This is a genomic window from Natronorubrum bangense (assembly GCF_004799645.1).
Lineage (GTDB): Archaea > Halobacteriota > Halobacteria > Halobacteriales > Natrialbaceae > Natronorubrum > Natronorubrum bangense.
In genome coordinates this window covers 138800-164137 of sequence record NZ_CP031305.1, presented here as the reverse complement: position 1 = coordinate 164137, position 25338 = coordinate 138800, and the positions used below count along the sequence as shown (strand labels likewise).

21 protein-coding genes, 1 tRNA gene and 1 pseudogene are annotated in these 25338 nt (G+C 61.7%); 7 read left to right on the top strand and 16 right to left on the bottom strand.

Going from position 1 to position 25338, the window contains the following annotated elements:
* Nucleotides 1-419 precede the first annotated feature (419 nt).
* Nucleotides 420-1670 carry an acyl-CoA dehydrogenase family protein gene (locus DV706_RS00795; protein WP_006067831.1) on the top strand — a complete coding sequence of 417 codons (1251 nt, stop codon included), beginning with the start codon at nucleotides 420-422 and terminating at the stop codon, nucleotides 1668-1670.
* Between the two features lie 27 nt (nucleotides 1671-1697).
* On the opposite strand, the gene DV706_RS00790 is transcribed toward DV706_RS00795, so the two are convergent.
* Entirely contained in the window at nucleotides 1698-2921 is a 1224-nt protein-coding gene (locus tag DV706_RS00790) for a thiolase family protein (RefSeq protein ID WP_006067830.1), read from the bottom strand.
* 288 nt (nucleotides 2922-3209) lie between these two features.
* On the opposite strand from DV706_RS00790, the gene DV706_RS00785 reads away from it, so the two are divergent.
* The 4 genes from DV706_RS00785 (at nucleotide 3210) to DV706_RS00775 (ending at nucleotide 5954) form a co-directional block, all read left to right on the top strand.
* Nucleotides 3210-4199: an FAS1-like dehydratase domain-containing protein gene (locus DV706_RS00785; RefSeq protein WP_006067829.1), complete on the top strand. Its 990-nt coding sequence runs from the start codon at nucleotides 3210-3212 to the stop codon at nucleotides 4197-4199.
* Between the two features lie 201 nt (nucleotides 4200-4400).
* Complete coding sequence (locus DV706_RS22255; protein ID WP_006067828.1) at nucleotides 4401-4535, top strand: hypothetical protein; 135 nt, start codon at nucleotides 4401-4403, stop codon at nucleotides 4533-4535.
* A 155-nt stretch (nucleotides 4536-4690) separates the two neighbouring features.
* On the top strand, nucleotides 4691-5359 hold the full coding sequence (gene msrA / locus DV706_RS00780) for a peptide-methionine (S)-S-oxide reductase MsrA (RefSeq protein ID WP_006067827.1): 669 nt from the start codon (nucleotides 4691-4693) through the stop codon (nucleotides 5357-5359).
* Nucleotides 5360-5546: 187 nt separating this feature from the next.
* Nucleotides 5547-5954 carry a hypothetical protein gene (locus tag DV706_RS00775; RefSeq protein ID WP_006067826.1) on the top strand — a complete coding sequence of 136 codons (408 nt, stop codon included), beginning with the start codon at nucleotides 5547-5549 and terminating at the stop codon, nucleotides 5952-5954.
* Nucleotides 5955-6017: 63 nt separating this feature from the next.
* Here the strand turns inward: DV706_RS00775 and DV706_RS00770 are convergent, their stop codons facing one another.
* From DV706_RS00770 to DV706_RS00745, 6 genes are all read right to left on the bottom strand, one after another.
* A complete protein-coding gene (locus DV706_RS00770; protein ID WP_006067825.1) occupies nucleotides 6018-6467 on the bottom strand; it encodes a MaoC family dehydratase in 450 nt (149 codons plus the stop codon).
* 206 nt (nucleotides 6468-6673) lie between these two features.
* Nucleotides 6674-7570: a universal stress protein gene (locus DV706_RS00765; RefSeq protein ID WP_006067824.1), complete on the bottom strand. Its 897-nt coding sequence runs from the start codon at nucleotides 7568-7570 to the stop codon at nucleotides 6674-6676.
* Nucleotides 7571-7651: 81 nt separating this feature from the next.
* Nucleotides 7652-8833 (bottom strand): type I restriction enzyme HsdR N-terminal domain-containing protein, encoded by a 1182-nt coding sequence (locus tag DV706_RS00760; protein WP_006067823.1) that lies wholly within the window; start codon nucleotides 8831-8833, stop codon nucleotides 7652-7654.
* 272 nt (nucleotides 8834-9105) lie between these two features.
* Nucleotides 9106-9180, bottom strand: a tRNA-Val gene (locus DV706_RS00755).
* 72 nt (nucleotides 9181-9252) lie between these two features.
* Nucleotides 9253-9492: a DUF7553 family protein gene (locus DV706_RS00750; RefSeq protein ID WP_006067822.1), complete on the bottom strand. Its 240-nt coding sequence runs from the start codon at nucleotides 9490-9492 to the stop codon at nucleotides 9253-9255.
* 156 nt (nucleotides 9493-9648) lie between these two features.
* Nucleotides 9649-10182 carry a cob(I)yrinic acid a,c-diamide adenosyltransferase gene (locus DV706_RS00745; protein ID WP_006067821.1) on the bottom strand — a complete coding sequence of 178 codons (534 nt, stop codon included), beginning with the start codon at nucleotides 10180-10182 and terminating at the stop codon, nucleotides 9649-9651.
* 128 nt (nucleotides 10183-10310) lie between these two features.
* Between DV706_RS00745 and DV706_RS21605 the strand changes: the two genes are divergently transcribed.
* Nucleotides 10311-10484 carry a DUF7838 family putative zinc beta-ribbon protein gene (locus tag DV706_RS21605; RefSeq protein ID WP_169331124.1) on the top strand — a complete coding sequence of 58 codons (174 nt, stop codon included), beginning with the start codon at nucleotides 10311-10313 and terminating at the stop codon, nucleotides 10482-10484.
* Between the two features lie 167 nt (nucleotides 10485-10651).
* Here the strand turns inward: DV706_RS21605 and DV706_RS00740 are convergent, their stop codons facing one another.
* Nucleotides 10652-11092, bottom strand: a complete 441-nt coding sequence (locus DV706_RS00740; RefSeq protein WP_006067819.1) for a CBS domain-containing protein — start codon at nucleotides 11090-11092, stop codon at nucleotides 10652-10654.
* Between the two features lie 273 nt (nucleotides 11093-11365).
* Here DV706_RS00740 and DV706_RS00735 point away from each other — a divergent pair, with 273 nt between their 5' ends.
* A complete protein-coding gene (locus tag DV706_RS00735) occupies nucleotides 11366-13081 on the top strand; it encodes an NAD(+)/NADH kinase (RefSeq protein WP_006067818.1) in 1716 nt (571 codons plus the stop codon).
* A 90-nt stretch (nucleotides 13082-13171) separates the two neighbouring features.
* Here DV706_RS00735 and gcvPB read toward each other — a convergent pair whose 3' ends face one another.
* The 8 genes and pseudogenes from gcvPB to DV706_RS00695 all read right to left on the bottom strand — a co-directional run bounded on the left by gcvPB (nucleotide 13172) and on the right by DV706_RS00695 (nucleotide 25288).
* Entirely contained in the window at nucleotides 13172-14650 is a 1479-nt protein-coding gene (gcvPB, locus tag DV706_RS00730) for an aminomethyl-transferring glycine dehydrogenase subunit GcvPB (RefSeq protein ID WP_006067817.1), read from the bottom strand.
* The gene (gene gcvPA / locus DV706_RS00725) at nucleotides 14647-15984 is read right to left on the bottom strand and encodes an aminomethyl-transferring glycine dehydrogenase subunit GcvPA (RefSeq protein ID WP_049889997.1); all 1338 of its coding nucleotides are present in this window, start codon (nucleotides 15982-15984) and stop codon (nucleotides 14647-14649) included. Before gcvPA ends, gcvPB begins: the two co-directional genes overlap by 4 nt.
* Nucleotides 15985-16140: 156 nt before the next feature.
* A complete protein-coding gene (locus tag DV706_RS00720; RefSeq protein WP_006067815.1) occupies nucleotides 16141-17397 on the bottom strand; it encodes an AI-2E family transporter in 1257 nt (418 codons plus the stop codon).
* Between the two features lie 105 nt (nucleotides 17398-17502).
* On the bottom strand, nucleotides 17503-19971 hold the full coding sequence (locus DV706_RS00715; protein ID WP_006067814.1) for a heavy metal translocating P-type ATPase: 2469 nt from the start codon (nucleotides 19969-19971) through the stop codon (nucleotides 17503-17505).
* Nucleotides 19972-19995: 24 nt separating this feature from the next.
* Nucleotides 19996-20784: a sulfite exporter TauE/SafE family protein gene (locus tag DV706_RS00710; RefSeq protein ID WP_006067813.1), complete on the bottom strand. Its 789-nt coding sequence runs from the start codon at nucleotides 20782-20784 to the stop codon at nucleotides 19996-19998.
* 132 nt (nucleotides 20785-20916) lie between these two features.
* The gene (hmgB, locus tag DV706_RS00705; RefSeq protein WP_006067812.1) at nucleotides 20917-22254 is read right to left on the bottom strand and encodes a hydroxymethylglutaryl-CoA synthase; all 1338 of its coding nucleotides are present in this window, start codon (nucleotides 22252-22254) and stop codon (nucleotides 20917-20919) included.
* Nucleotides 22255-22690: 436 nt separating this feature from the next.
* Nucleotides 22691-24331 (bottom strand): annotated as a pseudogene (locus DV706_RS00700) (BCCT family transporter).
* Between the two features lie 375 nt (nucleotides 24332-24706).
* Nucleotides 24707-25288: a DUF7110 family protein gene (locus DV706_RS00695; RefSeq protein WP_006067811.1), complete on the bottom strand. Its 582-nt coding sequence runs from the start codon at nucleotides 25286-25288 to the stop codon at nucleotides 24707-24709.
* Nucleotides 25289-25338 lie beyond the last annotated feature (50 nt).

Below are 25338 nucleotides of genomic sequence, written 5' to 3'. Positions count from 1 at the left end.
GGATCGCTCGGAAGTGGACTCGCCCCCGCTTCGAGTTAGCTCATGTCTCTCACGCCAGGGCGGGCTCCCGCCCCCGTCCAGGTTTACGGTCCTGACTCGTCTCGAGTCGCTGACCCTGTCACCGACGAGTCAGGAACCAGCGCAGTCGTCACTTCTCGTCGATAGCTCCATCCAGCGATTTAACGAACCGGCCGTTTCCCGTCACTGTCCTCGCGAACGGACCGCGCCACCCGAACGATAGAGAGCGACTCGAGGCACGGGTAGAATACGGAGACGACTGCTCAGTACGCATCGCTTTCGCTCGCTGTCCAGGCCGCGATCGATGGCTCAGTTCTGACGCGTCGCTCCTGGCAGTTGTCTGAACGTTGTTTCTAACCGGTTTGTTGTGTATTTACAATGTTGTATGTGCATACCTCGGTATGGAGTACCACGACTCTGAGAAAGCAAAGGCGGTCGCAGGGCGCGTCGCGGAGTTCATGGACGATGTCGTCCTCCCTCGAGAGCGTGAGGCACTCGCGACTGGCGAACCGATTACCCGGGCCGAACTCGAGAGCCTCTGGGAGCAGGCTAAAGAGCGGGACCTGTTCGCCCCGCAGATGCCCGAGAAGTACGGTGGGCAGGGCCTGGATTTCAGTGATATGCTTCCCTCGTTCGAACAGGTCGGGCGCTCGCTGATCGGTGCCCACGCGATTCGCGCGAACGCCCCACAGGAGGGGAACATGCACACCTTAGAGATGGTCGGGACGGACGAACAGAAAGCGAAGTGGCTGCGCCCACTCGTTCAAGGTGAGATCTCATCGGCCTTTGCGATGACCGAGCCCAAACAGGGTGGCGGCTCGGACCCGAAGATGCTCCAGAGCACCGCCATCAAAGACGGCGACGAGTGGGTCGTCAACGCGCACAAATGGTGGACGACCGATGGCCTCGACGCGGACTTCTATCTCGTGATGGCCCGGACGGATCTGGACGCTCACCCCTATGAGGGAACATCGATCATCCTCGTCCCCGCCGACGCCGACGGCGTCGAAGTCGTCCGGAATATCCCCCATCTCGGGGGTCACGACATCACCGAACTCGAGGGCGGTCACGCCGAAATGAAATTCAATAACGTTCGCGTCCCTGTCGAGAACACCGTCGGCGAGGAAGGCCAGGGCTTTCAGGTCGCCCAGATGCGTCTTGGCGGTGGGCGACTCACCCACTGTATGCGCTACTCCGGGATGGCCGAGCGCTCGCTCAATATCGCGAAGGCGTATCTCAGCGAGCGCGAGGCGTTTGGCACGACCTTAGACGAGAAACAGGCGCTTCGACACCGCATCGCCGACGCCGAAACGCAGTTACATGCCGCCCGAACGATGGTCCGCCACGCCGCGCGCGAACTCGATCGCAGCGACGCCCGCATCGAGGTCGCGATGTCGAAGGTGTTCACCGCGAACGTCACCAACGAAGCGATCGACCTCGCGCTCCAGTGTTGTGGCGGCAACGGCATCGGAAAAGACCTTCCGATCGCCCACTTCTACGAGGACGTCCGTGCGTTCCGGATCGTCGACGGGGCCGACGAGGTCCACCGCCGCTCGATCGCTCGCTGGGCGTTCGACGACATCGCCGACGAAGAGGTCGAACACGCTCTCCAGTTCGACGAGGAGCTGCGTATCGATGCCCTCGACGAGTGACGGCGAGTCGACCGCTCGAGTCGCGGTCTAAACGCGTTCGATAATCGTCGCGATACCCTGTCCGAAGCCGATACACATCGTCGAGAGCGCGGTGTCCTGTCCGGTTCGTTCGAGTTCGTGTACCAGCTTCGTCAGCAACGCTGCGCCGGTCGCCCCGAGTGGGTGGCCGTGGGCAATCGCGCCGCCGTTGACGTTGACGTCGTCCCACGACGCGCCGGTTTCCTCGAGCCAGGCAGCGACGACCGAGGCGAACGCCTCGTTGACCTCGAAGCAGTCGATGTCGCCGATCGTCATGCCGGCTTTCTCGAGCACTCCTTCGGTCGCCGGAATCGGTCCGGTGAGCATCGTTACGGGGTCGACGCCGACGACCTCGGTCTGGGTGATGCGGGCCATCGGCTCCCAGCCGTGTGCTTTGGCTGCGTCCTCGCTCGTGACCAACAGTGCCGAGGCGCCGTCGACGATCCCCGAGGAGTTGCCTGGATGGTGGACACCGTCGCCGTCTTCGCGGAACGATAGGGGCAGTTTCGAGAGGGTTTCGAGATCCGTTTCGGGTCGCGGATGTTCGTCCCGGTCGACGGTGACGGTCTCACGAGTTGTTTCACTCCCCGTTCGATTCTCCGAGTCGCTTCGTGACTCGCTTTCCACCTCGAGTTCGGTCTCGACAGGCACGACCTGATCGTCGTACCGGCCCGCCTCCCAAGCTTCGCCCCAGCGCCGCTGTGAGTCGACGGCGAGTTCGTCCAGTTCCTCGCGCGTGAAGCCGTACTCCTCGGCGATCCGTTCGGCCCCTTCACCCTGATGGGTCAGTTCGTCGAAGTGCTCGAAGTAGGTATCTGTGACGGCACCACCGCCGGAGACGCCGTCAGCGCCGTCTGACCCAAGCGGCACGCGAGTCATATGCTCGACGCCGCCGGCGATCAACACGTCGTGTTGGCCCGCCATGACGTTCGCCGCCGCGAAGTTGACTGCCTGCTGGCCGGAGCCACACATCCGATTGAGTTGGACGCCGGGGACGACGTCACCCCAGCCGGCGACCATCGGCGCGAGCCGGCCGATGTTGAGCCCCTGCTCGTCAATCGGCGTGACACAGCCGTAGATGACGTCCTCGATCGTTTCGGGCTCGAACCCGTTGCGCTCGGCGAGCGCCTCGAGCGGCTTTGCCGCCAGATCCTGCGGATGTGTGTCCCGAAACGAACCATCCCGTTTGCCAAACGGAGTCCGAACGGCATCGACGATGACTGCGGTGTTCATGTATTCTCATAGCACTATTGTGCCGTTCGGCATAGACGTTCTGCCCGAGAGCCGACACGCTCTGCCGACTGAACCGCTAGTCAGTCGGCGTTTCGAGTGCTGACAACGGCGCCTGCTGCTGATCGTGTTTCGAGCGTGGGGGGATACGCTTATCAGACGTGTTATCCAACCACCAGAAAATGGATCGAACACGGATCGAGAGCGCATCGCAGCCGCGGACGACGACTCGTCCGAACGACCCACAGATTCGCTCAGTCGCTCAAGGTGACATCCGTGCCCAGTAAATCGATGGCTGACCTCGAGGCGATGGTCGGCGACTCGCGGGTCACCGTCGAGGAGTTCCGGATCGAACGGGGGAAAGTCGAGGAGTTCGCACGGGCGATCACGGATCCAAATCCGGTGTTTCGGGACGGAGCCGTTGCCCGCGAGCGTGGCTACGACCGTCTTCCGGCCCCGCTGACGTACGCCCGCGTCAGCGCATTTCCGCGGTATCGGGCTGACGGCGTCGAGGGCCACGGCTTCGACCTCGGATTCGAACCCGAATACGTTCTCCACGGCGAGCAGGCCTACGAGTACGAACGACCGCTCCAGGTCGGCGACGTTCTGACGGGGACGACGACGCTCACAGAGGTCTACCAGCGCGACGGCGGTCGCGCCGGAACGATGACGTTCGCCGTCCTCGAGACGGCATACCGGGACGACGCCGCCGAGCTCGTCCTCACGGAGCAGGCGACCGTGATCGAAACCAAGGATGCGGTACAGGACACCGCAGAACGCGGCGAGACAGCGGCTGACTCGAACGATGTCGACAGCGAAACGGCGTCACCGACGACCGGGTTCGAATCGGCTGTCGAGGACGGTCCTGCGGTCACGGCTCTCGACGAACTCGCCGTCGGCGATGCTGGGCCAAGGATCGTCGTCGAAGACGTCACACGCCAGCAGTTCGTGAAGTACGCGGGCGCGAGCGGCGATTTCAACCCGATCCACTACGACGAGTCCTACGCCCGCGCGGCCGGCAATGAAAGCGTCTTCGGGCAAGGAATGTTCACGGCTGGGATCGCCTCACGGGTCGTCACCGACTGGGTCGGCCTCGAGTCGGTGTCTGCGTTTGGCGTCCGATTTCAGTCCCCGGTCGTTCCCGGCGAGACGATTATTGCGAGCAGCAAACTCGTCGACAGCCACCCCGACGACGGAGTCGTCGAGGTCGCTCTCGAGGCGACGAACCAATACGGTCGGACGTTACTGACGGGGACGGCAACGGCCTCGGTCGACAGCTGATCGGCCGTCACGGGCCTCGAGACGGCTCCCATAGGCACCAGCGCCGCCGACACATCGCTTCACTGGACTGTGCTCCTCGAGCGTGACGTGTTCGATGATCGTTCTGGATCCCGAACACCCGCTGAAGCTGTTCGGTCGCGCACAATGCTTGCACCTTTACTAATACTGTTGTCCGCCTAACGTGTTGGTGGGATGAGTGTCATGACTCGACTCCGACGGTTCGCCAGTACCAGTGGGGAGCTGTACGAATGTCGGAACTGCGGCGAGAAGTTCGACTCCGACCGCGAGGAGTGTCCGACCTGTCGATCGAGAGAGATCGCTCACTACGAGTTTTGAGCCGGGTAGACGGACATAGAAAGCGGCTGTCCGGCTGATCGACCACCTGTCGTTCGGTTCGTCCGATACTCTCTGCCGATCACTGTGTCTCCTCGCTCCCATCAGCGCCTGCCTTGAGCCACTAGTCTAAAACTCTCCGGCCCCGTCGATTCGGTATGGACGAGCCAGACCCAGCCGTGACGGAGTCGCCACCCCTCGAGCAGGACGGCACCGCTGTCTCACCGAGTGAGATGGGGGCGGCGACGTTCGGAATGGGCTGTTTCTGGGGACCGGACGCCCGGTTCGGTGCGATGGAGGGCGTCGTTCGAACACGCGTCGGCTACGCTGGCGGGACGACCCCGACGCCACGATATCACGCTCTCGGTGATCACACCGAAGTCGTACACGTCGTGTACGATCCCGAGACCGTCACCTACGACGAGTTGCTCGAGGTGTGTTGGGCGAACCACGACTGGGCGTCGAGAGCACCCAAACGACAGTATCGCGGCGTCGTTCTCACCCACGACGACCACCAGCACGAGGTGGCCACGAACCAGCGAGCCACACTCGAGGAGCGAACCGGCCAGTCGGTCGAAACCGCGATTGAACCGTTCGATCAACTGTTCCTCGCGGAAGACTATCACCAGAAGTACGAACTTCGCTCGACACCGGTCGTCGGCGACGAACTCGCGGCACAGTACGGCGACGCGTTCGTTGATTCGACAGTCGTAGCCCGACTCAATGGGTTCGTCGCTGGCCACGGAACACCAACCCAGCGAAACGAGGTTCTGGCGAGTCTGGATCTTCCACCGAGGCTGCTCGAGGAACTTCGGCGGCGTTTCTGATACTGCCAAACTATTCACGCACCGATCGCACGCGAACGCTCGTCGCGGACGTGACGAGCCGTGAGACGCGATCGGGCGGTTACTGACGGTTGTCAGGCAGTGTGAGCGACGTCTGGCGAACACGACGTCGCAAAGACCCCAGACGCCGCTCGTCCTTTTTTTATATGTCGGCCTCAAACTGTCGGGTATGACTGGCGGCGATCAATACAAACTGTTCGGCGTGTACGTTTCGGGGCCAGTCGCCGACGCACTCGCTGACACACTCTACGACGAAGCGGGCGTCGTCGACCCCGAAACGTACTTCGATGACAGTATGGATTCAGTGCCTGCCGGTGACCCCGGTGGCGAGGTGACAGCTGCACTCGTCGCGGACATCCGCGCGTCGTTTACCGACCTCTACGACCAAGCCGACTTCGAGTCCGCTGCAGCCGTCGCGCCTGATGCGTTCACCCTCGTCCATCTCGCTGCCACCCCGCAGACCGTGACCGAGGTTCGCGAGCGCTTCCGGGCCGCCGCAACTATTCAGGAAACCGACCTGCGGACGGTTCAGACCGCGATTCTCGCCGCAGCGCTCGATGTGGAGACAACTGTATAGCTCTCGAGTCGACTGCCGCTCTGTCGACCACTCGAGTCACTTGGCTGCCCACACCGCCGTGAGCTACTCGGCAGGATTGCGTCGCTCGATCATGCCGTGTGCGAGCCACGAAATGACGACGTCTCCGTCCTGATTGATGCCCTCGAGACGGGTGTCGACGTACCCCCGCTTGGGATCGCTCTCGGAGACGCGTTTGTCGACGACTTCTGTCCGAACCGACAGCGTATCGCCCGGCGTGACGGGCTGTTTCCAGCGGAGTTCGTCGACGCCACGGGCGCCCATGCCGGCCTGTTCGTTGAGCGCACCATCGACGAGCAACCGCATGCAGATCGATGCGGTATGCCACCCGGACGCGATGAGTTCACCGAACGCGGAGTCAGTGGCAGCCTCTTCGTTGACGTGAAACGGCTGTGGGTCGTACTGCTCGGCGAACTCGACGAGTTCGTCTTTTGTGACGTGATACTCACCGAACTCGTCAACAGCGCCGATTTCGATGTCTTCGTAGTACTGCATCTGTTACAACTGTGTCGCACGCGAACAAGAGTCTATGGACGGCGAAACCCGACGGCAGCGTGGTGGTATCCGGATTCAGGCTTCCTGTAGATCGTAGATACTCACCCAGTGGTCGGGATAATCCTTAATCGTTCATCTCGATCGTGAAATCTGTCTCGGTGTACAGCCCACCAGTACTGGACTTGCTTGTGCTTTGACAGACACAGTTACGGGAGGTTTCTGAGCCGCTGCAGTTGTCGAAGCACTGGTCCGCCGACAGCATCACCGGCTCGAGCAAGGATCACCGTCCGATCGGTTCGTTTGATGACAGCCCTCGGGATCGACCCAACGAGTCGTCGGTGCAATGCCCCCTGGCGTGTCGCACCGAACACCAGGACGTCATGGTCGGCCACTTCGTCGACGAGCGTCCCGACAATGTCGTCGCTGTCGTGGAGCCGTATCTGCACGTTGACACTCGGCCCTGGGGTCTCCTCGAGGGTCAACTGTACGTCGACGGTCGACTCCTGTGCGACGTCAGTACTGACGTCGGCGCCAGCAACGGAGACGACGGTCACCGTGGCGTCGTTGCGAGCGGCGATCGCCTTTGCGATGGTGGCTGCCGGACGAACGTGTGGGCCGCCAGCGACCGGCAGCAGGACCGAGTCGACGCCGTTTGCCTCGCTGCCGATCCGTTCGACGTAGAGATCACAGGACGCTCGCTCGAGCAGCCGATCCACGGTCGTCCCGAGCACCGCGTCGGTCCGCCTACGGCGCTCCTGCCAGCCGACCACGAGCGCCCGCGCGTCAGTTCGTTCGATCGCTGTCAGGAGGCCATCGGACACCGAGTTGCCGACCACCAACTCGCCGGTGACCGTCACGTCCTCGGGCGCGACGCTGGTTGCTCGATCCAGCGTCTCCTGTGCGTCGCCCGAGTACTGCTCGATGATCGCGTCGTCAGTGTACACCGAAAACGGCGATTCGTGGGACTTGACCACCACCGAGACGATCTGCACGACGCCATCGGTTGCTCGAGCGAGATCACCGGCCGTCCGAGCCAACTGCTCGGCGTGCTCGGGGTTCGAGATTGCAACCAGTACCGGCCGTTCTTCCGATGCCGTCGCCATGGTTGGTATTTGGCACCAAGGGACTGAATACTCTCGGATACAATTTGATGACAGTCGTCTCGAGCAGAGAAATCGGCTGGACTAAAAGAGGTCGTCCGTCGTCTCTGCAGCTCGCAGCTTTCCGAGCGTCGTATCGCGACGGGATTGTGGATACTTGGATTCGAACGGTATCGGGTCTTCCAACTCGTAGAATGACTCTCGCTCGAATCGAATTACTTTCTCGCCCGCTCCAACATCGTAGTTATCCAACCCACGTTCGATGTCTGCCTCGTGCGGTTCCACGATGTCGTCGACTTCCGCAAAGAACCGGATTTCACGATTCGCTCCGGAAACGTACATCGCAATGTAGTCGAACTCTCGTCCCACTCTAACGAATCCCCATGCTGCGTTCTCTCGCAGGAACTCGAGGCCGGACTCTTGGGTCGGGTAGACAGCGACCGTTGCATCTTCGTCACCCTCGAGGGCGGCTCGTGGGACCGTTCCGACGAGCTTGCTCCGTTGTGACTGTTGGGACTCGTCCTCATTCGGTTCTGTTTCCGCTGGTGGATCGACTGGCGATTCACCAGTACCGGTTGCAGACGCTTCGTTGACGAACTGGCGCTGGTCCCGAAGCGCCGAAACCAGCCGCTGGACGAACTCTCGAGCCTGCTCGTTCAGATCCAACGGCACAGTTCCGAGTTCGTTTTCAACTGCGTCACTAACCCTCTCTGTTACTTCGTCCTCGTTTCGGTTGAGATACCGAATTGCCTCGTTCGTCTGTGCCACCTGTGCAGCGATCTCACCCGCCTTTCCGGAGCGGATCGCCTCCTTGGAAAGCAGTTCCAGCACGCTCGGATTCCCAGCGAGATCGTCAAGATTGAACTGCACAACCGACACTTCTGCTCCATTACTGCTGTGGTCTTTCGCGAGCACCTCGAATTCCGTTCCGTTTGTGAGAATTCCCCAGTCCACATCAAGTTCTTGTCGCATGTAGCTCTGTAGCTGCTCGACATGCTTCGAACTGAGCGTTGAATTGGCCGCTTTCGCTTCGACAAAAACCACCGGCGAATCTCCGACGAGAAGGGCATAGTCGACGTACGTACTTCCGGACCCCATCGGAACCGTGTATTCGAGGTCGACTTCAGTCGAGTACAGGTCCCAGCCGAGCAGTTCGAGCAGCGGCTGAACGAGCCGCACTTTTGTATTCTGCTCGTTCATTTGCGGGGATGCCTCGAGCAGTTGCTGTGACTGCTCGACGTACTCCGCCACCTCGTCTGTGTTCATGTGCACCAGCGGTTGGAACACCAGTTACAAATAAGCAGTCGGAATCGCTGCTCTCTCCAACTCCGTAGACGAATCCAGGTCGGTTACCACAGCACTCAGATCTTGTGAAACGGTTCGGTACAAAAGCGGTGGGTTGGGACAGATTTGAACCACGCCGAGACGTGCTCGCTCACGTCCGTTCGCTGTGCGCGACTCGTCTGGTTCAAATTGCCATCTCCATTTCTGACGACACGGACTCGTCGCTACGCTCCTCGTCGTTGTGTCGTCAGAAATGGGTTGGGGCAGATTTGAACTGCCGACTTCCTCCGTGTGAAGGAGGTATCATAACCGGACTAGATCACCAACCCGCACGAAATGATTCCCGGGCGTTCGACTTAAGACTTCCTTTCATCGGTCGTCGACAGCCCCGTCCGACCCCATTACCGAACTCGGCGCTCGAGCACGCTGCCAACGCTGCGTACGCGTCGTTCGGTGGTCTGCTCGAGCCGCTCGAGACCCGTTTGCACCCGCTCGAGACGATCCGGCTCGGGGGCTGGCTCCCGTCCCAGCCGAACTCGAAGCGCGGTCAGGTGGGGTCGAAGGGTTTCACGGACGCCGAGTGTTGCGTGTTTGCCGGCTCGCTTGGCGTAGTAGAGGCTGTCGTGGAAGTGTTTGTTCATGACTCTCAGACAGTCTGGAGGCGACCAGCGAATATAGCCCTTTCGCAGACGACAGAAAGCGGCTCGGGACGGCTTCGACACGCAGACCGGTGGCTGAACCGTTATCGGTCGGCCTCGAGGACCGCAGACAAAAGACGTGGATAACAGCGGTTCGTCTCAGTACTGTGGCTGTTCTTCGCGTTCGCCGTCGCGTTTGTTCACGACACGAGCGAGGGTGAACAGGCCGTCAGAGAGACGGTTCAAGTACTGGACGGCTTGTTCGTTGATCGGTTCCTCGTTGGCCAACGAGACTGCCCGCCGTTCGGCGCGTCGGCAGACCGTCCGTGCGTGGTGGATTTTCGCGCCGTGTTCGCTGCCAGTCGGCAGAATAAACGAGGTCAGTGGCTCGAGTTCCTCGTCGTACTCGTCGATCCACGCCTCGATGGTGTCGACGTGTTCGGCGCGGACGACGGGGTCGTCTTCGTCGGGGTCGGGGTTGGCAAAATCCGCCAGGACGACGTGGAGCTGATTCTGGATCGTCCGCAGTCGCTCGTTGATGTCGTCGTGGTCGGTCGGTCGAATTGTGCCGATGAGGGCGTTGAGTTCGTCGACGGTACCGTACGCTTCGATGCGGGCGCTCGATTTCGAGACCCGGGTCATATCTCGGAGATCAGTCTTCCCCTCGTCGCCACGACCTGTGTAGATCGACATACCCAGTTCGACGGACGGAGAGTACTTAACTTCTGTCAGGCGGGTTGTGTGATCGCTGCCTCATCAGTGGTCCGACAACGGATGCCGGAATCAGTATCTTCAACACACACCGTACGCAACACCCGACCATGGCTATGGAACTCGAGCACTACTGTCCGGACTGTGAGACTGAGGCAACGTTCTACCGCGCCGCGAGCACGACGTTGCACCTCGGCGAGAAGGTCAAATGGCACTGTCCAGAGTGTGACTACGGCTTCGTTCAGATCAGCGACAACGGGACGGCCGTCGACTCGAGCGCGTAACGGACTGCGACTGCACCCATTCTTCTCGTCGACTCGAGCGCGTAACGGACTGCGACTGCACCCATTCTTCTCGTCGACTCGAGCGCGTAACGGACTGCGACTGCACCCATTCTTCTCGTCGACTCGAGCGAGAGGTACAGAGTCGAGCTCTCGAGTCGACACGCACACTACCGATCCATCGTGGACCGTTCGTAGGCTGGCGAGACTGCACGGATCGTGTTTGCGACGTGTTGGAGCTCCATACCGAGCAAGACGACGACATCGGAAAGCGATACGATGCCGACGAGGTCGCCGTCGTCGACCACGGGGAGTCGACGAACGCCTTTGGTGGACATGAGGTCGACGAGATCGTAGACGCCCGCGTCGGCGGGCACCGTCAGGAAATCCTCGGAGACGATTTCGGCGACTGGCGTCTCTCTCGTGGCCCCGTTCTCAGCGAGGACCTCGAACGCGAGGTCTCGATCGGAGACGAGGCCGAGCGGTTCGTCCGCCGAGACAACGATCACGCTCCCGACCTGCTCGGTTCGCATCGTCTGGACCACATCCGAAAGCGTCGCGTCCGGTTCGACAGTAACGACAGTCCCACGAGCGATATCGATGACGGCCATACGCACATCTCATCGCTCAGCGACACAAGTGTTCCCCTGGTTCCAGGGCTGCAGTACCGCGTTTAACGCTCGACTCGAGCCGCTTTAGTCCGGAGTCTCGTGGGGGTAGAGAAACGACTGAATGGACATGCCCATCGTATAGCCGGTCTCGAGCAGGTGTGCAGTAACGGTCAGTGGCGATGAGAACTGCCCTGCTCACGGTTGAACACCAGCGTCTTCACGCGTCGAACCACGGCGAACGCATAAACAGATACGACTGCTAGGAAACTACGTATGCAAGGGCGCAGACTGGCAACGACGGACGAAATCATCGCGATCGTCAGCCCCGACAGTGAGGGGGCGCTCGAGACACTCACTGACTGGACCGCCAAGCACGATATCGGCCTCTCGAGCGTCGACGTCGGCGACGATGTTGGAAGGGTGTACAACGAAAACCGTGCCACGCTTGGCGTAACCCTCGGCGGTGACGGGACCTTTCTGGAGGGTGTCAAAACGTTCGCGCCGCGGAATATTCCACAGCTGGGCGTCAACACGGGAACGCTTGCGTTTCTGGCTCGTGTCGAGCCCGAAGACCTCGAGGACGCCCTCGAGGAGGTGTTGTGCGGGCGAGCCGCAGTCGACAGCCGCCAGCAGGTCCACGTCACTGCGCCCGGCGTGGACGCGACGGGAATCAACGATGTCATGATCCAGCAGGTGCCCCCGGAGAACCCCATCGACCGGAAGGTGGCGCGACTCGACGTCTATGCGGACAACGAGTATATCGGTGAGTTCGAGGGAACGGGGCTTGCCGTCTCGACGCCGACTGGCTCGACGGGGATCTCGCTGTCGGCGAACGGCCCGGTCCACTACCCGGTGAACAATCACACCCTCCAGATCGTCCCGCTGCATACGCACAATCTCGGCGTCAGACCGATCGTCGTCTCTCCCGAGACGGAACTGCGAATTATCACGAGAGGACAGGCCAGTCTGCTGGTTGACGGCGGCCGCGCCCACACGATCTTGAGCGAGGACGACGAGATGACGATCACAGGTGCTGCAAAACGCGCCCACGTCGTTCGAACGAGTTACGACGACCACTTCTTTACAGCGATCACGAAGAAACTGGGCTGGAATCTCCGGGAAGCAGCGGTGCCACCCGAGAAGAAACTCGAGACAACGTCATCCCCGAAACCGACTGCAGCGGACAGCGAGACGGACACCGTCAAACATGCGCTCACGGTCGCCACGGAAGCCGCCAGAGCTGCCGGCGAGCCGCTACGAGAACTCCACGGGCAGGTCGAATCGGTCGATGTCAAAAGCAACAAATCAGACATCGTCACCGAGGCCGACCACCAGGCCGACCGGATCATCACGACCGCCGTTGGCAACGAGTTTCCAGACCATGCGATCTTCTCCGAAGAGAGCACCCGCCAGACCGGCGAGGATGCGGACTATCTGTGGGTCATCGATCCACTCGACGGCACCGGGAACTTCGCACACGGCAACCCCAACTACTCGATTTCGGTCGCACTGATCGAAGACGACGAGCCGGTGATGGGGGTCGTCTACGTCCCCGAGACCGACGAGTTGTTCACCGCAATCGCGGGCGAGGGTGCCTGGCGCGACGGCGATCCGATCCGGACCACCGACCGGGAGCGACTCGACGAAAGCATGCTCATTTCGGGCTACGACCCCGACGGCATCTTCCTCTCGCATTTTTACCAGGAGTCACGCGGCGTCCGACGGCTCGGCTCGGCCGCGCTCAACCTCTGTTATCTCGCCAGCGGCAGCGCTGATGCGATCTGGGAACACGACACACATCCCTGGGACATCGCGGCCGGCCTCATCATCGCCCGTGCCGCCGGCGCGACGATCACAGATGAATCGGGTGCCCCCTTCGAGTTCACCCTCGAGACTGACGAGCGACGGGCGCTGCTCGGTTCGAACGGCTCGCTCCATCCCGCCTTGCTCGAGCATTTAGAAGACGGGCTCACGACGCCAGCGAAGTGACGACCTGAAAAACGGCTCCGGATCACCGTCGAACGATCCAACAGGCTGAAACCAAAGACTCCGGGGAGCAGATCGAGTCCAGCGGCGCGATTACTCGTCCTCGAGCGCGTGCCAGGACAGCCGCGGGTTGCGGGCGGCACTGGTCTGGTCGATCCGGCGCGCGGTCGTTCGGCCAGGGGCAGCCTCGAGCGCCTCGTCGTCTTCGTCGGCGACGGCGTTGAACGCGGCGGCGAGGCGATCCAGCGTGGCCTTGCTTTCGACTTCCGTCGGCTCGGTCATCAGCGCCTCAGGGACGATTTCGGGCCACTTGGTCGTCGGTGGGTGGACGCCGTAATCGAGCATGCGTTTGGCGACGTCGGCGGCGTCCTGGTCACCGGCGCTGGCGACGAACTCGTGGTGGAACGGCTCGTAGGGAACGTCGTACTCGAGTTGACTCGCGAGATAGTTCGCGTTCAGGACGGCTTTCGCGCTGGCGTCAGTGAGTCCGTCGTCGCCCAGTCGCGCGATGTAGGCGAAGGTCTTGACGAGGACGAGCCAGTTGCCCTGGAATCCGTGCACCTTACCGATGGTGTGGTCGGGCTCGAACAGTTCGTAGGTTGGCTCGCTTGTGCCGCTCTCGCTTTCGCGCACCCGGGGTGACGGCAGGAACGGGGCGAGTTCGGAGACGACACCGACTGGGCCGGCACCGGGGCCGCCGCCGCCGTGGGGCGTCGCGAACGTCTTGTGGACGTTGTAGTGCATCACGTCGAAGCCCATATCTCCCGGCCGGGCACGGCCGAGCAGGGCATTCAGATTCGCGCCGTCGTAGTAGAGCAACCCGCCGACGTCGTGGACCATCTCGGCGATTTCGGTGATGTCGCGTTCGAACAGGCCGAGCGTGTTCGGATTCGTCAGCATCAACGCAGCCGTCTTCTCCGAGAGGGCAGCCTCGAGCGCCTCGAGATCGACCCGTCCCTCGTCGTCGCTTGGCAAGGAGACGACGTCGTAGCCGCCGAGTGCGGCGGTCGCGAAGTTCGTCCCATGAGCGCTGTCGGGGATGATGACCTCGTCGCGATGGCCCTCGCCGTTGTGCTCGTGGTAGGCCGCGGCGACACGGATACCGACGAACTCGCCGGCCGCACCAGCAGGTGGCTGGAGCGTGACGGCATCCATCCCGCCGATTCGGCCCAGATAGTCCTGCAGGCGGTACATGAGCTCGAGGCTCCCCTGCGTCGAGCGCTCCGAGCGGTCCGGGTGGACGGCCACACTCGGCAGCGCCGCCACGTCCTCGGTGAACTTGGGATTGTACTTCATCGTACACGAGCCAAGCGGGTAGGGGCCGCTGTCGATCCCGTAGATCATCTGGGAGAGGCGCGTGTAGTGGCGCGCCAGCTCGGGTTCGGAGAGGTCGGGCAACTCGAGGCGATCACGTGTAAGGTCGTCAGGAAGCGGCGAGTCGTCATCGTCGCCGATCTCGACGCGGGTGAGATCCTTCTCGGCGAGCAACGGCTCGTACTGGCCGTTCTCGACGTAGCGAGCCTGGTCGTAGCGAACCGATCCGTCTTCGGGCGTTTCTGCGTTGTTGGTCATTGTACCACCTCTTTGAACGCGGCAACAAACCGCTCGAGTTTCGCATCCGACACGCCAGCGACACACATCTGAATCTCGTGTTCACCGACGACGTGGACCGCAAAGCCACGGTGCTCGAGGTCTTCGGCGATCGGGGCTGCGGGCTGGTCGACGTGGGCGACGAACTCGCGGAAGTGACGCCGGTCGTGGACTGGGGCCGTGACACCGGTCAACTCGTCGAGTCGCTCTGCAAGATCCTCGGCGCGGGTCACGCCACGTTTTGCGAGGTCGACCATACCGTGTGGCCCGAGCGACGCGGCGTGAATCGCGGTTCGGAGCGCAACCCACGCCTGATTCGTACAGATGTTACTCGTTGCCCGCTCTCGGCGAATGTGCTGTTCGCGGGTCTGTAAGGTGAGCGTGTACGCACGCCGGTCGGTCGCGTCCTCGCTGGCCCCGACCAGTCGGCCGGGGACCTGCCGGAGGAAGTCCTCGCGCGTCGCGAACAGGCCGAGCCCCATCCCGTAGCTGGTCGGCAGCCCGAGCACACTCGCGTCGCCAACGACGACATCGGCACCGACATCCGCCGGCCGCTGGAGCAACGAGAGTGCAATCGGGTCCGAACCGAGAACGTACAGCGCGTCGTGGGCCGTCGCGAGGTCGCCGATCGACTCGAGTCCCTCCTCGATCGTCCCGCGGACCGTCGGGTTCTCGGCGTAGAGCATGACGACGTCCTCGTCGACCATCCCCTCGAGACCCTCGAGGTCGACAACACCGTCATCGAGGGGGTACTCCTCGACGACGAGATCCGTTCCGGCGACGTAGTTCTCGAGCGTCGAGCGCCGGCCCTCGAGCAGGCGGTCGGGAACGAGCACGCGGTGGCCGCTTGTCTCCCGAACGCGCTCGGCAAGGGTTGCGGCTTCGCCGAGTGCCGTCGCCGCGTCGTACATCGAGCAGTTGGCAATCTCGAGACCGGTCAACTCGACTAGCAGCGACTGGTACTCGAAGAGAACCTGCAGGAAGCCCTGCGAGACTTCGGGCTGATACTGCGTATAGGAGGTCAAAAACTCCGAGCGATCCGCGAGATGGTTGACCAGCGACGGAATGTAGTAGCCGTAGTGGCCACGACCCAACAGCTCCGTCAACGTGTCGTTGCGCCCCAGGATCGAGCGTACCAGTCGTCTCGTCTCCTGTTCTGATCGGGAATCGATACCGAACGCATCGTCGAACTCGACAGCTGTCGGAATGTCGAAGAGGTCGTCGACCGTCTCGACGCCGATGGCCTCGAGCATCCGTGAGCGTTCCTCGGTAGTGTGGGGAGCGTATGGACTCCCGGTGGCGTCAGATCCGTGCATAGTAGTACTGGCCCCGACCGACCGAACCAGACGAGAGACATCTGTGCCGCCTGCTCGAGTCGAGTCGAGGCATGATACGTGTGCGTAGTGGTCATAGGGTAATGAACGCACCCCTTCGGCGGCGGTCGTATCGAGCTGCTGACCGACACACGGTGGCTACGACGGAGTGTCGGTGTCGGAATCGGTTTCGGTCTCAGCATCTGTCTCCCCGTTCGGCTCGGACACCGCTTTTTCAGCTGTCTCCTCCTCGGTCGCGTCGGGGGATGGCGCTCGCCCGTCGTCAGCCCCTGTGTCTGCCTCTCGATCTGGTGCTTCTCGAACGCCGGTTTCTGTGTCAGTGTCGACAGCAGCGTCGTCGGCCGAACTGTCCGCCGCTGAGACAGGATCTTTCTGGGCTCGTTCTCGAGCGACCACGTCGAGGGTGACTTTCGCGCCGCCGAGGACGACGGGGCCAATGAATAGCCCGACTGCGCCGAAGACGATGAGGCCGCCGAAGATTCCGACAACGATGATTGCGGAGTTGAACGCACTGGTTCGGCCGATCAGCGCGGGCCGCAGATAGGTGTCGGAGGCACTGACCAACGAGCCGTAGACGACGAGCGCCGCCGCGGGGATGAACTCGCCGACGGCAAGCAAGTAGACCGTAACCGGGAGCCAGATTCCGAACGCACCGATCAGTGGGAGCAACGCGAAGACGAACGTCCCAACGGTGAGCAAGACAACGGCGGGGACGCCAAGAACAGCCAGCCCGACGCCAAGCAACACCGCCTGAATGGCTGCGACACCGACGTTACCGATCACGGAGGCCCACATAAGCTGGTCCAGTTCCGCGAGCAGTTCCTGTTGAATCTCGTCGTCGATCGGGACGACCGTATGGCTCCATGCGACGAGCCGATTGCCGTCTCGCAACAGCGCAAAGAGCACGAACAGCGTCACCGTAATCCCGATAAGAATGCCCGGGAGCCCACTGACGAACTCGATTCCACTGGTCGCAAGCCCCTGTAACCCGGCTGCGATCGGCTCCTGATAGATGCCGTACATCTCTACCAGATCGACGTCGACACCCGTTTCCTCGAGTTGCGCCTCGATGTCGTCGATGTTTAATCTCCCATCCTGTACCGCGCCGACGAGTTCGAGGGCCTGCCGGAGCGCGATTGCGAGTACGTACGCAACCGGTAGGAGGATCGCAAGGATGGCGACGACGACGAGCGTGAGCGCAGCAGTCATCGGTCTGACGACGCGCTCGAGGCGTCGCTGTGCCGGTTCCAGAATGTACGCGAGGACGACTCCGAGGAGGACGTACTGGAGATAGGGCAAGATGATAACGGCGGCGAGTGCGACGCTGACCAGCGCAAGGACGGTCAACGCCCGCCCCTCGGAAAGCCACCCCGACGCATCGGCCCGGTCGGACATATCCGACACTATGGCTGTGCTAACGCATTAGTCCACTGACTGGTTGCAGTTCGTCGACCCGACCAAGGACGCTGTTCGGCGAGCACACGAGATGGACGATCCACGTCAGTCGTCGAGCAACGGCCGCGAGGAGTTCGTGACGACCAGGAGGCTGCTCGCCCCCATCGCGAGGGCCGCGAACAACGGATTGAGCAGTCCCGTCACGGCGAGTGGGATCGCAATCGCGTTGTAGCAGAACGCCCAGCCGATGTTGCCTTTGACGCGTCGATCAGTGGCTCGAGCGAGTTCGAAAACGGTGTCGACCGAGCCCAGGTTGTCGTCGACGAGGGCGACGTCGGCTGCGTCGGCGGCCATCGCGGTGCCACCGCCGAGCGCGATTCCGAGGTCGGCGGCCGCGAGCGCTGGCGCGTCGTTGGTCCCGTCGCCGATCATGACCGTCTGGCCGCGTTCTTTGAGTCGCTCAACAGTCTCGGCTTTCCCCTCCGGTGGCACACCCGCAAACACCTGATCGACGGATGGGTGCTCACGGAAGCGACTCGCAGCTTTCGCGTCGTCACCAGTGAGGATGACGACGTCGGTGTCGGTCTCCGAAATCGCTGTCAGCGTCTCCGCCCACTCTCCGCGGAGTTCGTCACCGACGACGATGACGCCCTCCGCAGTCCCGTTCCGACCGACGGCGACCGGAACCTGCCCGGTCTGTCGACCGTCGTCGATCTGTGTGGCAATCTCGTCGGGCACTGTCCAGCCACGATCGGTGAAGAGGTCCGGATGGCCGACGATGAGCTCCTCGCCGTCGACGATGCCGCTGACGCCGTTTCGGTGGGACTCAAACGCCGTCACGCGGTCGTTCTCTGTGGTCGACGCTGACGCCGACTCCGACTCCGTCGCTGTCTCCTCGAGCGAGCCCCCGTCGGTGACCGGTCGATCGGCGGCGATCGCCTGCCCGACCGGATGGGCGGACTGGGCCTCGAGCAGCGCCGCCTGCGCCTTGAGGTCGTCCTCACAGTCGGTCTCGACGACGGTCATCTCGCCGGTCGTCAGCGTCCCCGTCTTGTCGAAGACGACGGTGTCCGCGGTACGGATGCGCTCGAAGACGCTGTCGTCGAAGACGACGATCGAGCGCTCCAAGGCATCTCGAACGCCAGCTGCGACCGCAAGCGGCGTCGCCAGCCCGAGTGCACACGGACAGGAGACGATCAACACCGTCAGACCGATGAGCAACGCAGCGGCCACCCCGTAGCCAACGGCAAGATACAGCGTTGTGACAACGATCGAAAGCACGAGCACAAGCGGGACGAAAATCGTCGCCAGCTTGTCCGCGAGTTTCTGGATGCCGTGGGTGCCACTCTGAAGATCCCAGACGAGTTCGGTGATGCGATCGAGACTGCTGGTCGCGTTCTCCCCGACGCGGACGGTGACCGCACCGTCGGCGACCATCGAGCCACCGACGACGGCGTCGCCGGGGGTCTTCCCGACCGGCAGTGACTCGCCCGTGATAACTGCCTCGTCGACCGCGGCCTCGCCGTCGACGACGTCGCCGTCGACAGGGATCCGCTCACCGGCCCGAACCAGCACGTGATCGTCCGCCTCGAGATCGGCAACAGCGACGTCGTCGTGGCTTCCGTCGTCGCGAACCCGACGGGCTTCGTCGACCTGAATCGAGGTGAGATCCGAGAGGCGCTCGGTCGCTTGCTGTTTGATCGTCGTCTCGTAGTAGTTCCCGACGGAGACGATGACGATGATCGCCACGGTGACGTCGTAGTAGATGTGGGGGCCGCTGACGACGACCGAGAGCGTACTGTAGAGATACGCGCTGACGGCCGCGATCGCAACGAGCAGATCCATGTTCGGCGATCTGGTTCGGGCACTGACGTACGCTCCCTGCAAGATCGGCTTTCCTGTAACGGCCAACACGATCGTCGTGAGGGCGGCGATAACGAGATAGAACGGCGTCGCAAGCGAGCTCGCAAGCGTCGCCTCGAGGAACTCCGTCGTCCGATCGTCGTAGAACAGCCCGCCGAAGTAGATCGGGTAGATGAGCACGATATACTGCAACATCACCATCATGCCCATGAGCGCACCGACGACGACCCGCCCCATCGCCCAGTTGTCGGCTTTTCGGCGGCTGAACGCGTCTTCGCGGTCGTAGGCGCTGTATCCGAGGCCGCTGATCGCGTCCTGTAGCGCTTCCTGTGAGACCGTCTCCGGATCGTGGTCGATTCGCACTGTGTCGGTGACGTAACTCGCACTCGCGTCGCTGACACCGTCTGTATCGCGCGACACTGACTCGATAAACGCCTCACAGGTCGCACAATGCATCCCGTCAACCTCGAGAAACGTCGCCTCGTGGTCAGCAGGCACCTCTCGTGTGTGGCGCTGGTCGTCGGCAGTCGCTCGAGCACGACGAACATCGTCGGCATCGACGTCGACCTCGAGGTCGCCGAGTGTCTGATAGACATCTCGACAGCCCACACAGCAGAAGTCGTTACCGTCGTCTGTCACGCCGCTGCCCTCGACAGGGAGGTCACACAGCGTGCAGCCAGTCTCGTTTGGTTGGTCGTGGTCGTTCGTCATCGTGATCTGGGAGTGTGTGCCGCGTCAGTGATGGTCGTGTGCGCCCGGCGTGTCGAGTCCTTCGTAGAACGGGAGCTCCGGATGTGGGACGTGGAACCCGAGGCTCATCAGTCCATGGGCAAACAGGATGTAGCCAAGCACGACGAACGCGACGCCGAGCAGCCGGTGAACGCGCCGTCGGTGGACGATATCGACGGAGTCGATGAACGTCCCGTAAGCGAAGACGGCCGGAATCGTCCCGATTCCGAGTGCAGCCAGCGCGAGTGCACCACCCGTCGGCGAGCCGGTCGCAAACGCGTACAGAAACGCCGGGTAGAGGATTGGACAGGGCAAGAGGCCGTGTAACGCGCCCAGCCCAACGATTCCGGGACCGTTCGCCAGCCGGTGAACCCGTGCCGTCAGCCAGCCGACGACCCGCTCGAGGCCGGGAACGTTGACACCACCAGTCGTTCGTCCGAGCAAGTAGTAGACGCCAGTGGCGATAACGAAGCCGCCGATGACGAGCCCAACACCGCCTCGGGCGAAGTCGACGATCGGCGAGAGTTCAGCCGTCGTGATGAGCAACAGGCTTCCGAGGGTGCCAAACGCCGCACCCAACAGCGTGTAACTCGCTGTCCGACCGATATTGAACAGCGCATGCTGGCGCACTTCGTAGGTCGTGAGATGGCCCCGCTGGCTGCTGTTACCGCTGTCCATCTGTCCTGCATAGACAGTCACGAGTGGCCCACACATCCCGATACAGTGGGCACCGGCCAACAGACCGATTACGAGAAACAACAGCACATCGACGCCGAGGAGTGTGAGTGGATCCATACGTAGTCGTGTATCGAACGCGTGTCGTTGTTCAAACTAGCAACTCGAGGAGGTAATCGGTTTCGCCTCGGCACGATAGCCGCATCCGCGTCGAAAAGAGCCGGATCTCGAATCGCGTGTGTGTCGCCGTCGTTATTCGACGTACCGGTACTTCCGTTCGCCCATTCGGCCCCAACCGTCGAAGACGAACTCCGCTTCGGGCGTCGTGAACTCCTCGACGTCGACGTCCATGTCGTGGTTGTGGACGTCGTGGATCTCCTCGTAGTCCTCCCAAGAGAGGTCATAGCGCGCTTCGAGCTGGGCGTCGACGTTCAACGCCTCGATCTCTTTTTCCCAGGTGTCTTGGACGGTTTCGGCGTGGATCTCGGCCTGGGCACCGCTACCGTAGGAGCCGACGAGCATCGTCTCGCCAGCAAGATCCTGGCCGTTCTGGAGGGCGTACTTCATCGCGCTCACACGGGCGATGTGGACGGAGCCGGTGTACCAGTTGCCGACCTCGCGAGAGAGCGTCAGCGTTGGGTCGATGGTCTCGGCGTACCACTCCTGATACCGATCGGTTTCTTTGAGCGCGTCCATGTACTCGCGGACGGCGTCGTGGAACGACTCTTTGTCGTCGAACGCCTCGGCACGGGGCTGGCGGCCGATTTCCTTGGCGAGTTCCTCCTCGATCGCGGTGTCACGCGTGACGTGTCGGTACGCGAGCATCGCCGCCTTTCGGACCATTCCCGGGAACGGGGTGTGGAACGGCGCGAACGCGAAGTCGTCGGGGTGGACGTCGCCGGCGACGCTCTCGTAGTCCTCGAGCGCTTCGCGCATGCGAGCGAGATACACCTGTACCGAGCGTTTGCCGTCGACGGAAGGGAACTGCTGGTTTGGTTTGAGGAAGTCAGTCTCGTCAGCCGACCCATACCCCTGATCGGTCGAGAGTTCGACGAGATCAGGATCTTCGGAGATGTACATCGCGACGGCACCGGCACCCTGGGTCGCCTCGCCGGCGTCACCGCGGGCGTACAGCGCCGTGTCGGTTGCGATCACGAGCGCGCCGCGGCCACGATTTCGGCCCGCACGGATCCAGTTGTAGGCGTCGTCGAGACTCTGTGTGCCCGCGATACAGGCGAACTTCCGTTCGCCTTTGTTCGCGTGGTGGAAGTCGCCGTCGTACACCTGCTCTAAGCAGCCAGCGACGTACGTCGAAACCGGCTTCGAGTTGTCGAAGGCGCTCTCGGTCGCGACGTCGATACGGCCGATATCGTCGGGCTCGAGACCCTTGCGCTCCATCAGTCGGTGGGCAGCGTTTGCGCCCATCGTGACGATGTCTTCGTAGCTGTCGGGGAACGAACTCGCGTTGAGACCGAGCCCTTTCGTGTACTTTTCGGGGTCCTCGCCCTTCTCGGGCGCGAACGTTCCCGGCAAGTCGAGTTTGAGATTCCCGGTCCAGATCTCGATGGCGTCGATACCGACTGCTGTCATAGCTACTGAATATTGCCGAGGGTATATGATATTGTCGTTCGATAGTTCGACAGTCGTCGTAATCGTGTGGGAGAAGCGTCTGGATGTCGGCTTGCGGAACGGATCCGCTCTCGAGTCCCAGCACGGGTCGGTGACGGGAGCTGTTGAACAACGTCTGCAGTAGCAGTTCGGCCGTTTTAATAGTTGAACCAAACAATTTATTAAAAGCGTGGCTGTACCAACAGACGGGTGGAAAAACAGGTTGTGATCCACCCTTCGATCGGTACTCCCCGCGATTTCCGGCCGACACGCCCGCTCACTCGAGTTGCCCCCACTCGCGTTGGCGGTCTGTGTCGACACTCGTGCCATCGGTTGCCCGGCCTCGCTGGGACGTCCCCACCCCCCTTTTGAACGGCATCGGACGTCGTCTCCTGTTCAGTGTCGACCGCGACGAGAGTCAGTCGTCGTCGGTTTCTGGACCGGATTCGGGGCCATCGGAGGCGACCGCACTGGAACTCGGCACTTCGACGTCGTCTTCATCTCGCAAGAACAGCGATCGTTGCGTGCCAAAGGCGAGCGCCATTGAAGCGACAGCGACCAACGTGATGAGCGAAAAGGGGCCGCCAGTAATGATCGCTGCCGCCTGCAGTGCGTCGACACCGCCCGTAACGATCAACAACGAGGCAAGTGCACCGATGAGAAAGCCCCAGATAACTCGGTTGATCGTCGACGGGCGCTGTGTCCCGCCTGTCGTGAGCGTCCCAAGTGCGAGCGTCGACGAATCCGCAGACGTGATGAGAAAAAGGAGGACGAGCAGGAGAAACAGCGCCGTCAACAGCCAACCGAATGGCAGTGCCTCGAAGAGCGGATACCCCGCACCTGCTTCGTTGTGCGTCTGGATCGCGGAGAGAACATCAGCTTGCCCGTCATTTTGCAGGTAGATCGCTGTCCCTCCCATCGTTGCGAACCACGGAATCGTAATGCCGGTCGATGCCAGAACACCAGTTACGGCCACCTGACGGGCAGTGCGGCCGCGTGAAATTCGCGCGATGAACAGCCCAACAAACGGCGTCCAGGAGAACCACTAGGCCCAATAAAAGACCGTCCAGTCGCCAACCCAATCCGAGACGCCGCCACTTCCGGTCTCAGCAGTGCCAGTGTAGAAACTCATCGGGATGAACTGGCTGATGTAGGTTCCGAGTGCTTCGGTTCCGATCGCCGTAATATAATTCGTTGGCCCGAGCAGGAAGGTGATGAGTGTCAACGCCGCAAACAGGGACAGATTGACGTAGGAAATCCGGCGTATGCCCTTCTCGACTCCGAGTGCGACCGATGCTGTGAACGCGACAGTCATGCCGGTAATAATGAGGACCGTCCCCAGGTCACCGACCGAGATGCCCATCGTCCACCCGAGACCAACCAGAAACTGACTGCCGACTAACCCCAGTGTCGTCGCAACCCCGCCAATCGTCGCGAACACCGCCAGAATGTCGACAGTTTTGGCGATCGGACTGTCGAGATTGTCGATACCGATCCACGGTGCGAGTACCGTCGAGATACGCATCGGCGCATCGTAGCGATACGCACAGTAGGCAATCGGGAGGGCGACGACGACGGACGCTGTCCACGCAGAAACACCCCAGTGAAAGAACGTGTACTGGATCGCACTGACGGCCGCCTCCGAGGACTGTGACTGTGCACCGACAAAGGGTGAGACATCGTCGTAGTGTGAAACGGCTTCTGCCGGTCCTCAGAAGACGATTCCAGCGGCGATTCCCGCTGAATACAACATCGCAAAGTACGAGGGGAAGGCGAACTCCGGTTCCTCATCCTCCTCGCCGAGTTTGATATTGCCCCAGGGCCCAAAAATCAAGAAAATAACGAACGCGACGAGAAAGAACATCACGATCAGGTACCACCAGCCGAACCCAGTCCAAATAACGCTGTTCACGCGATCCATATACGCTGTCGCCGCTTCTGGTGTAACGACGAATGCAACCACCGCGGCGACGGCGATTGCGAACCCGACACCGAAGACAACAGTGTCGAGTTCCTCAAAGAAGCCTTCGTCGCTACCCCTGCGATCTGATTGAGTCATTGGGTACTCTGTTGAACGTAACTGATCACAGCTACCCGCGGATGTCTCTGACTGATCATCACAGTGCTCTGTCTGAACGGAGTGATTGTCGGGACTGAAACCCGAGTCCCTGGGGGTACGGCAACGACAGCTAAGTGTACTGGGCTTGCAAGCAATGCAACACGCAGCCAGCTGTCGTTGCACCCGCCGACAGTACTGTCACGTTCGGCGAGCGACGCTCCGTTCTCGTTCCGTTCTCCTCAAGCGAGCAAAACTGCAGAATACCGGCCGTCACGAGCCCACTGTCGGTGACGGGCGATCTATGGCGCCAATCGGGGAGATCGTGTGAGTTGCCACTCTCTTTGTGGCAACTCGGTGTGAAAATCGGTGGTTCCGTCAGTCGCTAATGAACTTGTTGTCCCGCCAGTTAACACCACCCTGGCCGGAGTTGCGGTCTCGAGGCCCTTCGACGACTTCGATATCAGCCGGTCGCGGCTCGCCTTCGACGATCCGGGTTGCCTCGAGGTCGCCGTCGCGTTCCGAGATTGCGGTCAACGTTCCTTTTTCGGCGGCTTCGGCGATGCCACAGAGTACGAGGAACATCTGGTACTGGAGCAACGAGTTCTGGAGGACGGTTTCGCGGTCGCCTTTAAACGCCGCGAACTCGACGAGTTCGGATTCGATCTCGTCTTCTTCGTCTTCGTCCCAGCGGAACGAACTCCGTCGCTCGTCGGGGTCTTCCTCGTAGACCCGGTTTTCGGTGATGCTGGCTTTGAGTTGGGCCGTCGGCGTGTACTTGCTGACCGTCTCGTCCTCGGCGACGGCTTTGAGGATGAGTGTGTTGTTTCGCCGCGTTATCTCTACGTCGGTGACGCCATCCGGAAACGTCGCCTCGTCGATGTGCGTGCGAAGGTCTTCGAGGGGCAGTTCAAGGGTTGAGTGCAGCCGATATACGTGTCTGGATTCCTCTGTTGACATAGTGGGAAGGTGTGCGGCGACAGTCGCTGGGTTCCTAGTACGAGCGCGTG

What these genes read in the sequence shown, in the direction of transcription:
- gcvPA (WP_049889997.1), bottom strand. Translation starts at nt 15,984, where the DNA reads ATGCACGGATCTGACGCCACCGGGAGTCCATACGCTCCCCACACTACC.
- DV706_RS00795 (WP_006067831.1), top strand. Translation starts at nt 420, where the DNA reads ATGGAGTACCACGACTCTGAGAAAGCAAAGGCGGTCGCAGGGCGCGTC.
- DV706_RS00770 (WP_006067825.1), bottom strand. Translation starts at nt 6,467, where the DNA reads ATGCAGTACTACGAAGACATCGAAATCGGCGCTGTTGACGAGTTCGGT.
- DV706_RS00735 (WP_006067818.1), top strand. Translation starts at nt 11,366, where the DNA reads ATGCAAGGGCGCAGACTGGCAACGACGGACGAAATCATCGCGATCGTC.
- DV706_RS00695 (WP_006067811.1), bottom strand. Translation starts at nt 25,288, where the DNA reads ATGTCAACAGAGGAATCCAGACACGTATATCGGCTGCACTCAACCCTT.
- hmgB (WP_006067812.1), bottom strand. Translation starts at nt 22,254, where the DNA reads ATGACAGCAGTCGGTATCGACGCCATCGAGATCTGGACCGGGAATCTC.
- DV706_RS00790 (WP_006067830.1), bottom strand. Translation starts at nt 2,921, where the DNA reads ATGAACACCGCAGTCATCGTCGATGCCGTTCGGACTCCGTTTGGCAAA.
- DV706_RS00765 (WP_006067824.1), bottom strand. Translation starts at nt 7,570, where the DNA reads ATGGCGACGGCATCGGAAGAACGGCCGGTACTGGTTGCAATCTCGAAC.
- DV706_RS00740 (WP_006067819.1), bottom strand. Translation starts at nt 11,092, where the DNA reads ATGGCCGTCATCGATATCGCTCGTGGGACTGTCGTTACTGTCGAACCG.
- DV706_RS00720 (WP_006067815.1), bottom strand. Translation starts at nt 17,397, where the DNA reads ATGTCCGACCGGGCCGATGCGTCGGGGTGGCTTTCCGAGGGGCGGGCG.
- DV706_RS00785 (WP_006067829.1), top strand. Translation starts at nt 3,210, where the DNA reads ATGGCTGACCTCGAGGCGATGGTCGGCGACTCGCGGGTCACCGTCGAG.
- DV706_RS00750 (WP_006067822.1), bottom strand. Translation starts at nt 9,492, where the DNA reads ATGAACAAACACTTCCACGACAGCCTCTACTACGCCAAGCGAGCCGGC.
- DV706_RS00745 (WP_006067821.1), bottom strand. Translation starts at nt 10,182, where the DNA reads ATGTCGATCTACACAGGTCGTGGCGACGAGGGGAAGACTGATCTCCGA.
- DV706_RS00760 (WP_006067823.1), bottom strand. Translation starts at nt 8,833, where the DNA reads ATGAACACAGACGAGGTGGCGGAGTACGTCGAGCAGTCACAGCAACTG.
- gcvPB (WP_006067817.1), bottom strand. Translation starts at nt 14,650, where the DNA reads ATGACCAACAACGCAGAAACGCCCGAAGACGGATCGGTTCGCTACGAC.
- DV706_RS00775 (WP_006067826.1), top strand. Translation starts at nt 5,547, where the DNA reads ATGACTGGCGGCGATCAATACAAACTGTTCGGCGTGTACGTTTCGGGG.
- DV706_RS00715 (WP_006067814.1), bottom strand. Translation starts at nt 19,971, where the DNA reads ATGACGAACGACCACGACCAACCAAACGAGACTGGCTGCACGCTGTGT.
- msrA (WP_006067827.1), top strand. Translation starts at nt 4,691, where the DNA reads ATGGACGAGCCAGACCCAGCCGTGACGGAGTCGCCACCCCTCGAGCAG.
- DV706_RS22255 (WP_006067828.1), top strand. Translation starts at nt 4,401, where the DNA reads ATGACTCGACTCCGACGGTTCGCCAGTACCAGTGGGGAGCTGTACGAA.
- DV706_RS00710 (WP_006067813.1), bottom strand. Translation starts at nt 20,784, where the DNA reads ATGGATCCACTCACACTCCTCGGCGTCGATGTGCTGTTGTTTCTCGTA.
- DV706_RS21605 (WP_169331124.1), top strand. Translation starts at nt 10,311, where the DNA reads ATGGCTATGGAACTCGAGCACTACTGTCCGGACTGTGAGACTGAGGCA.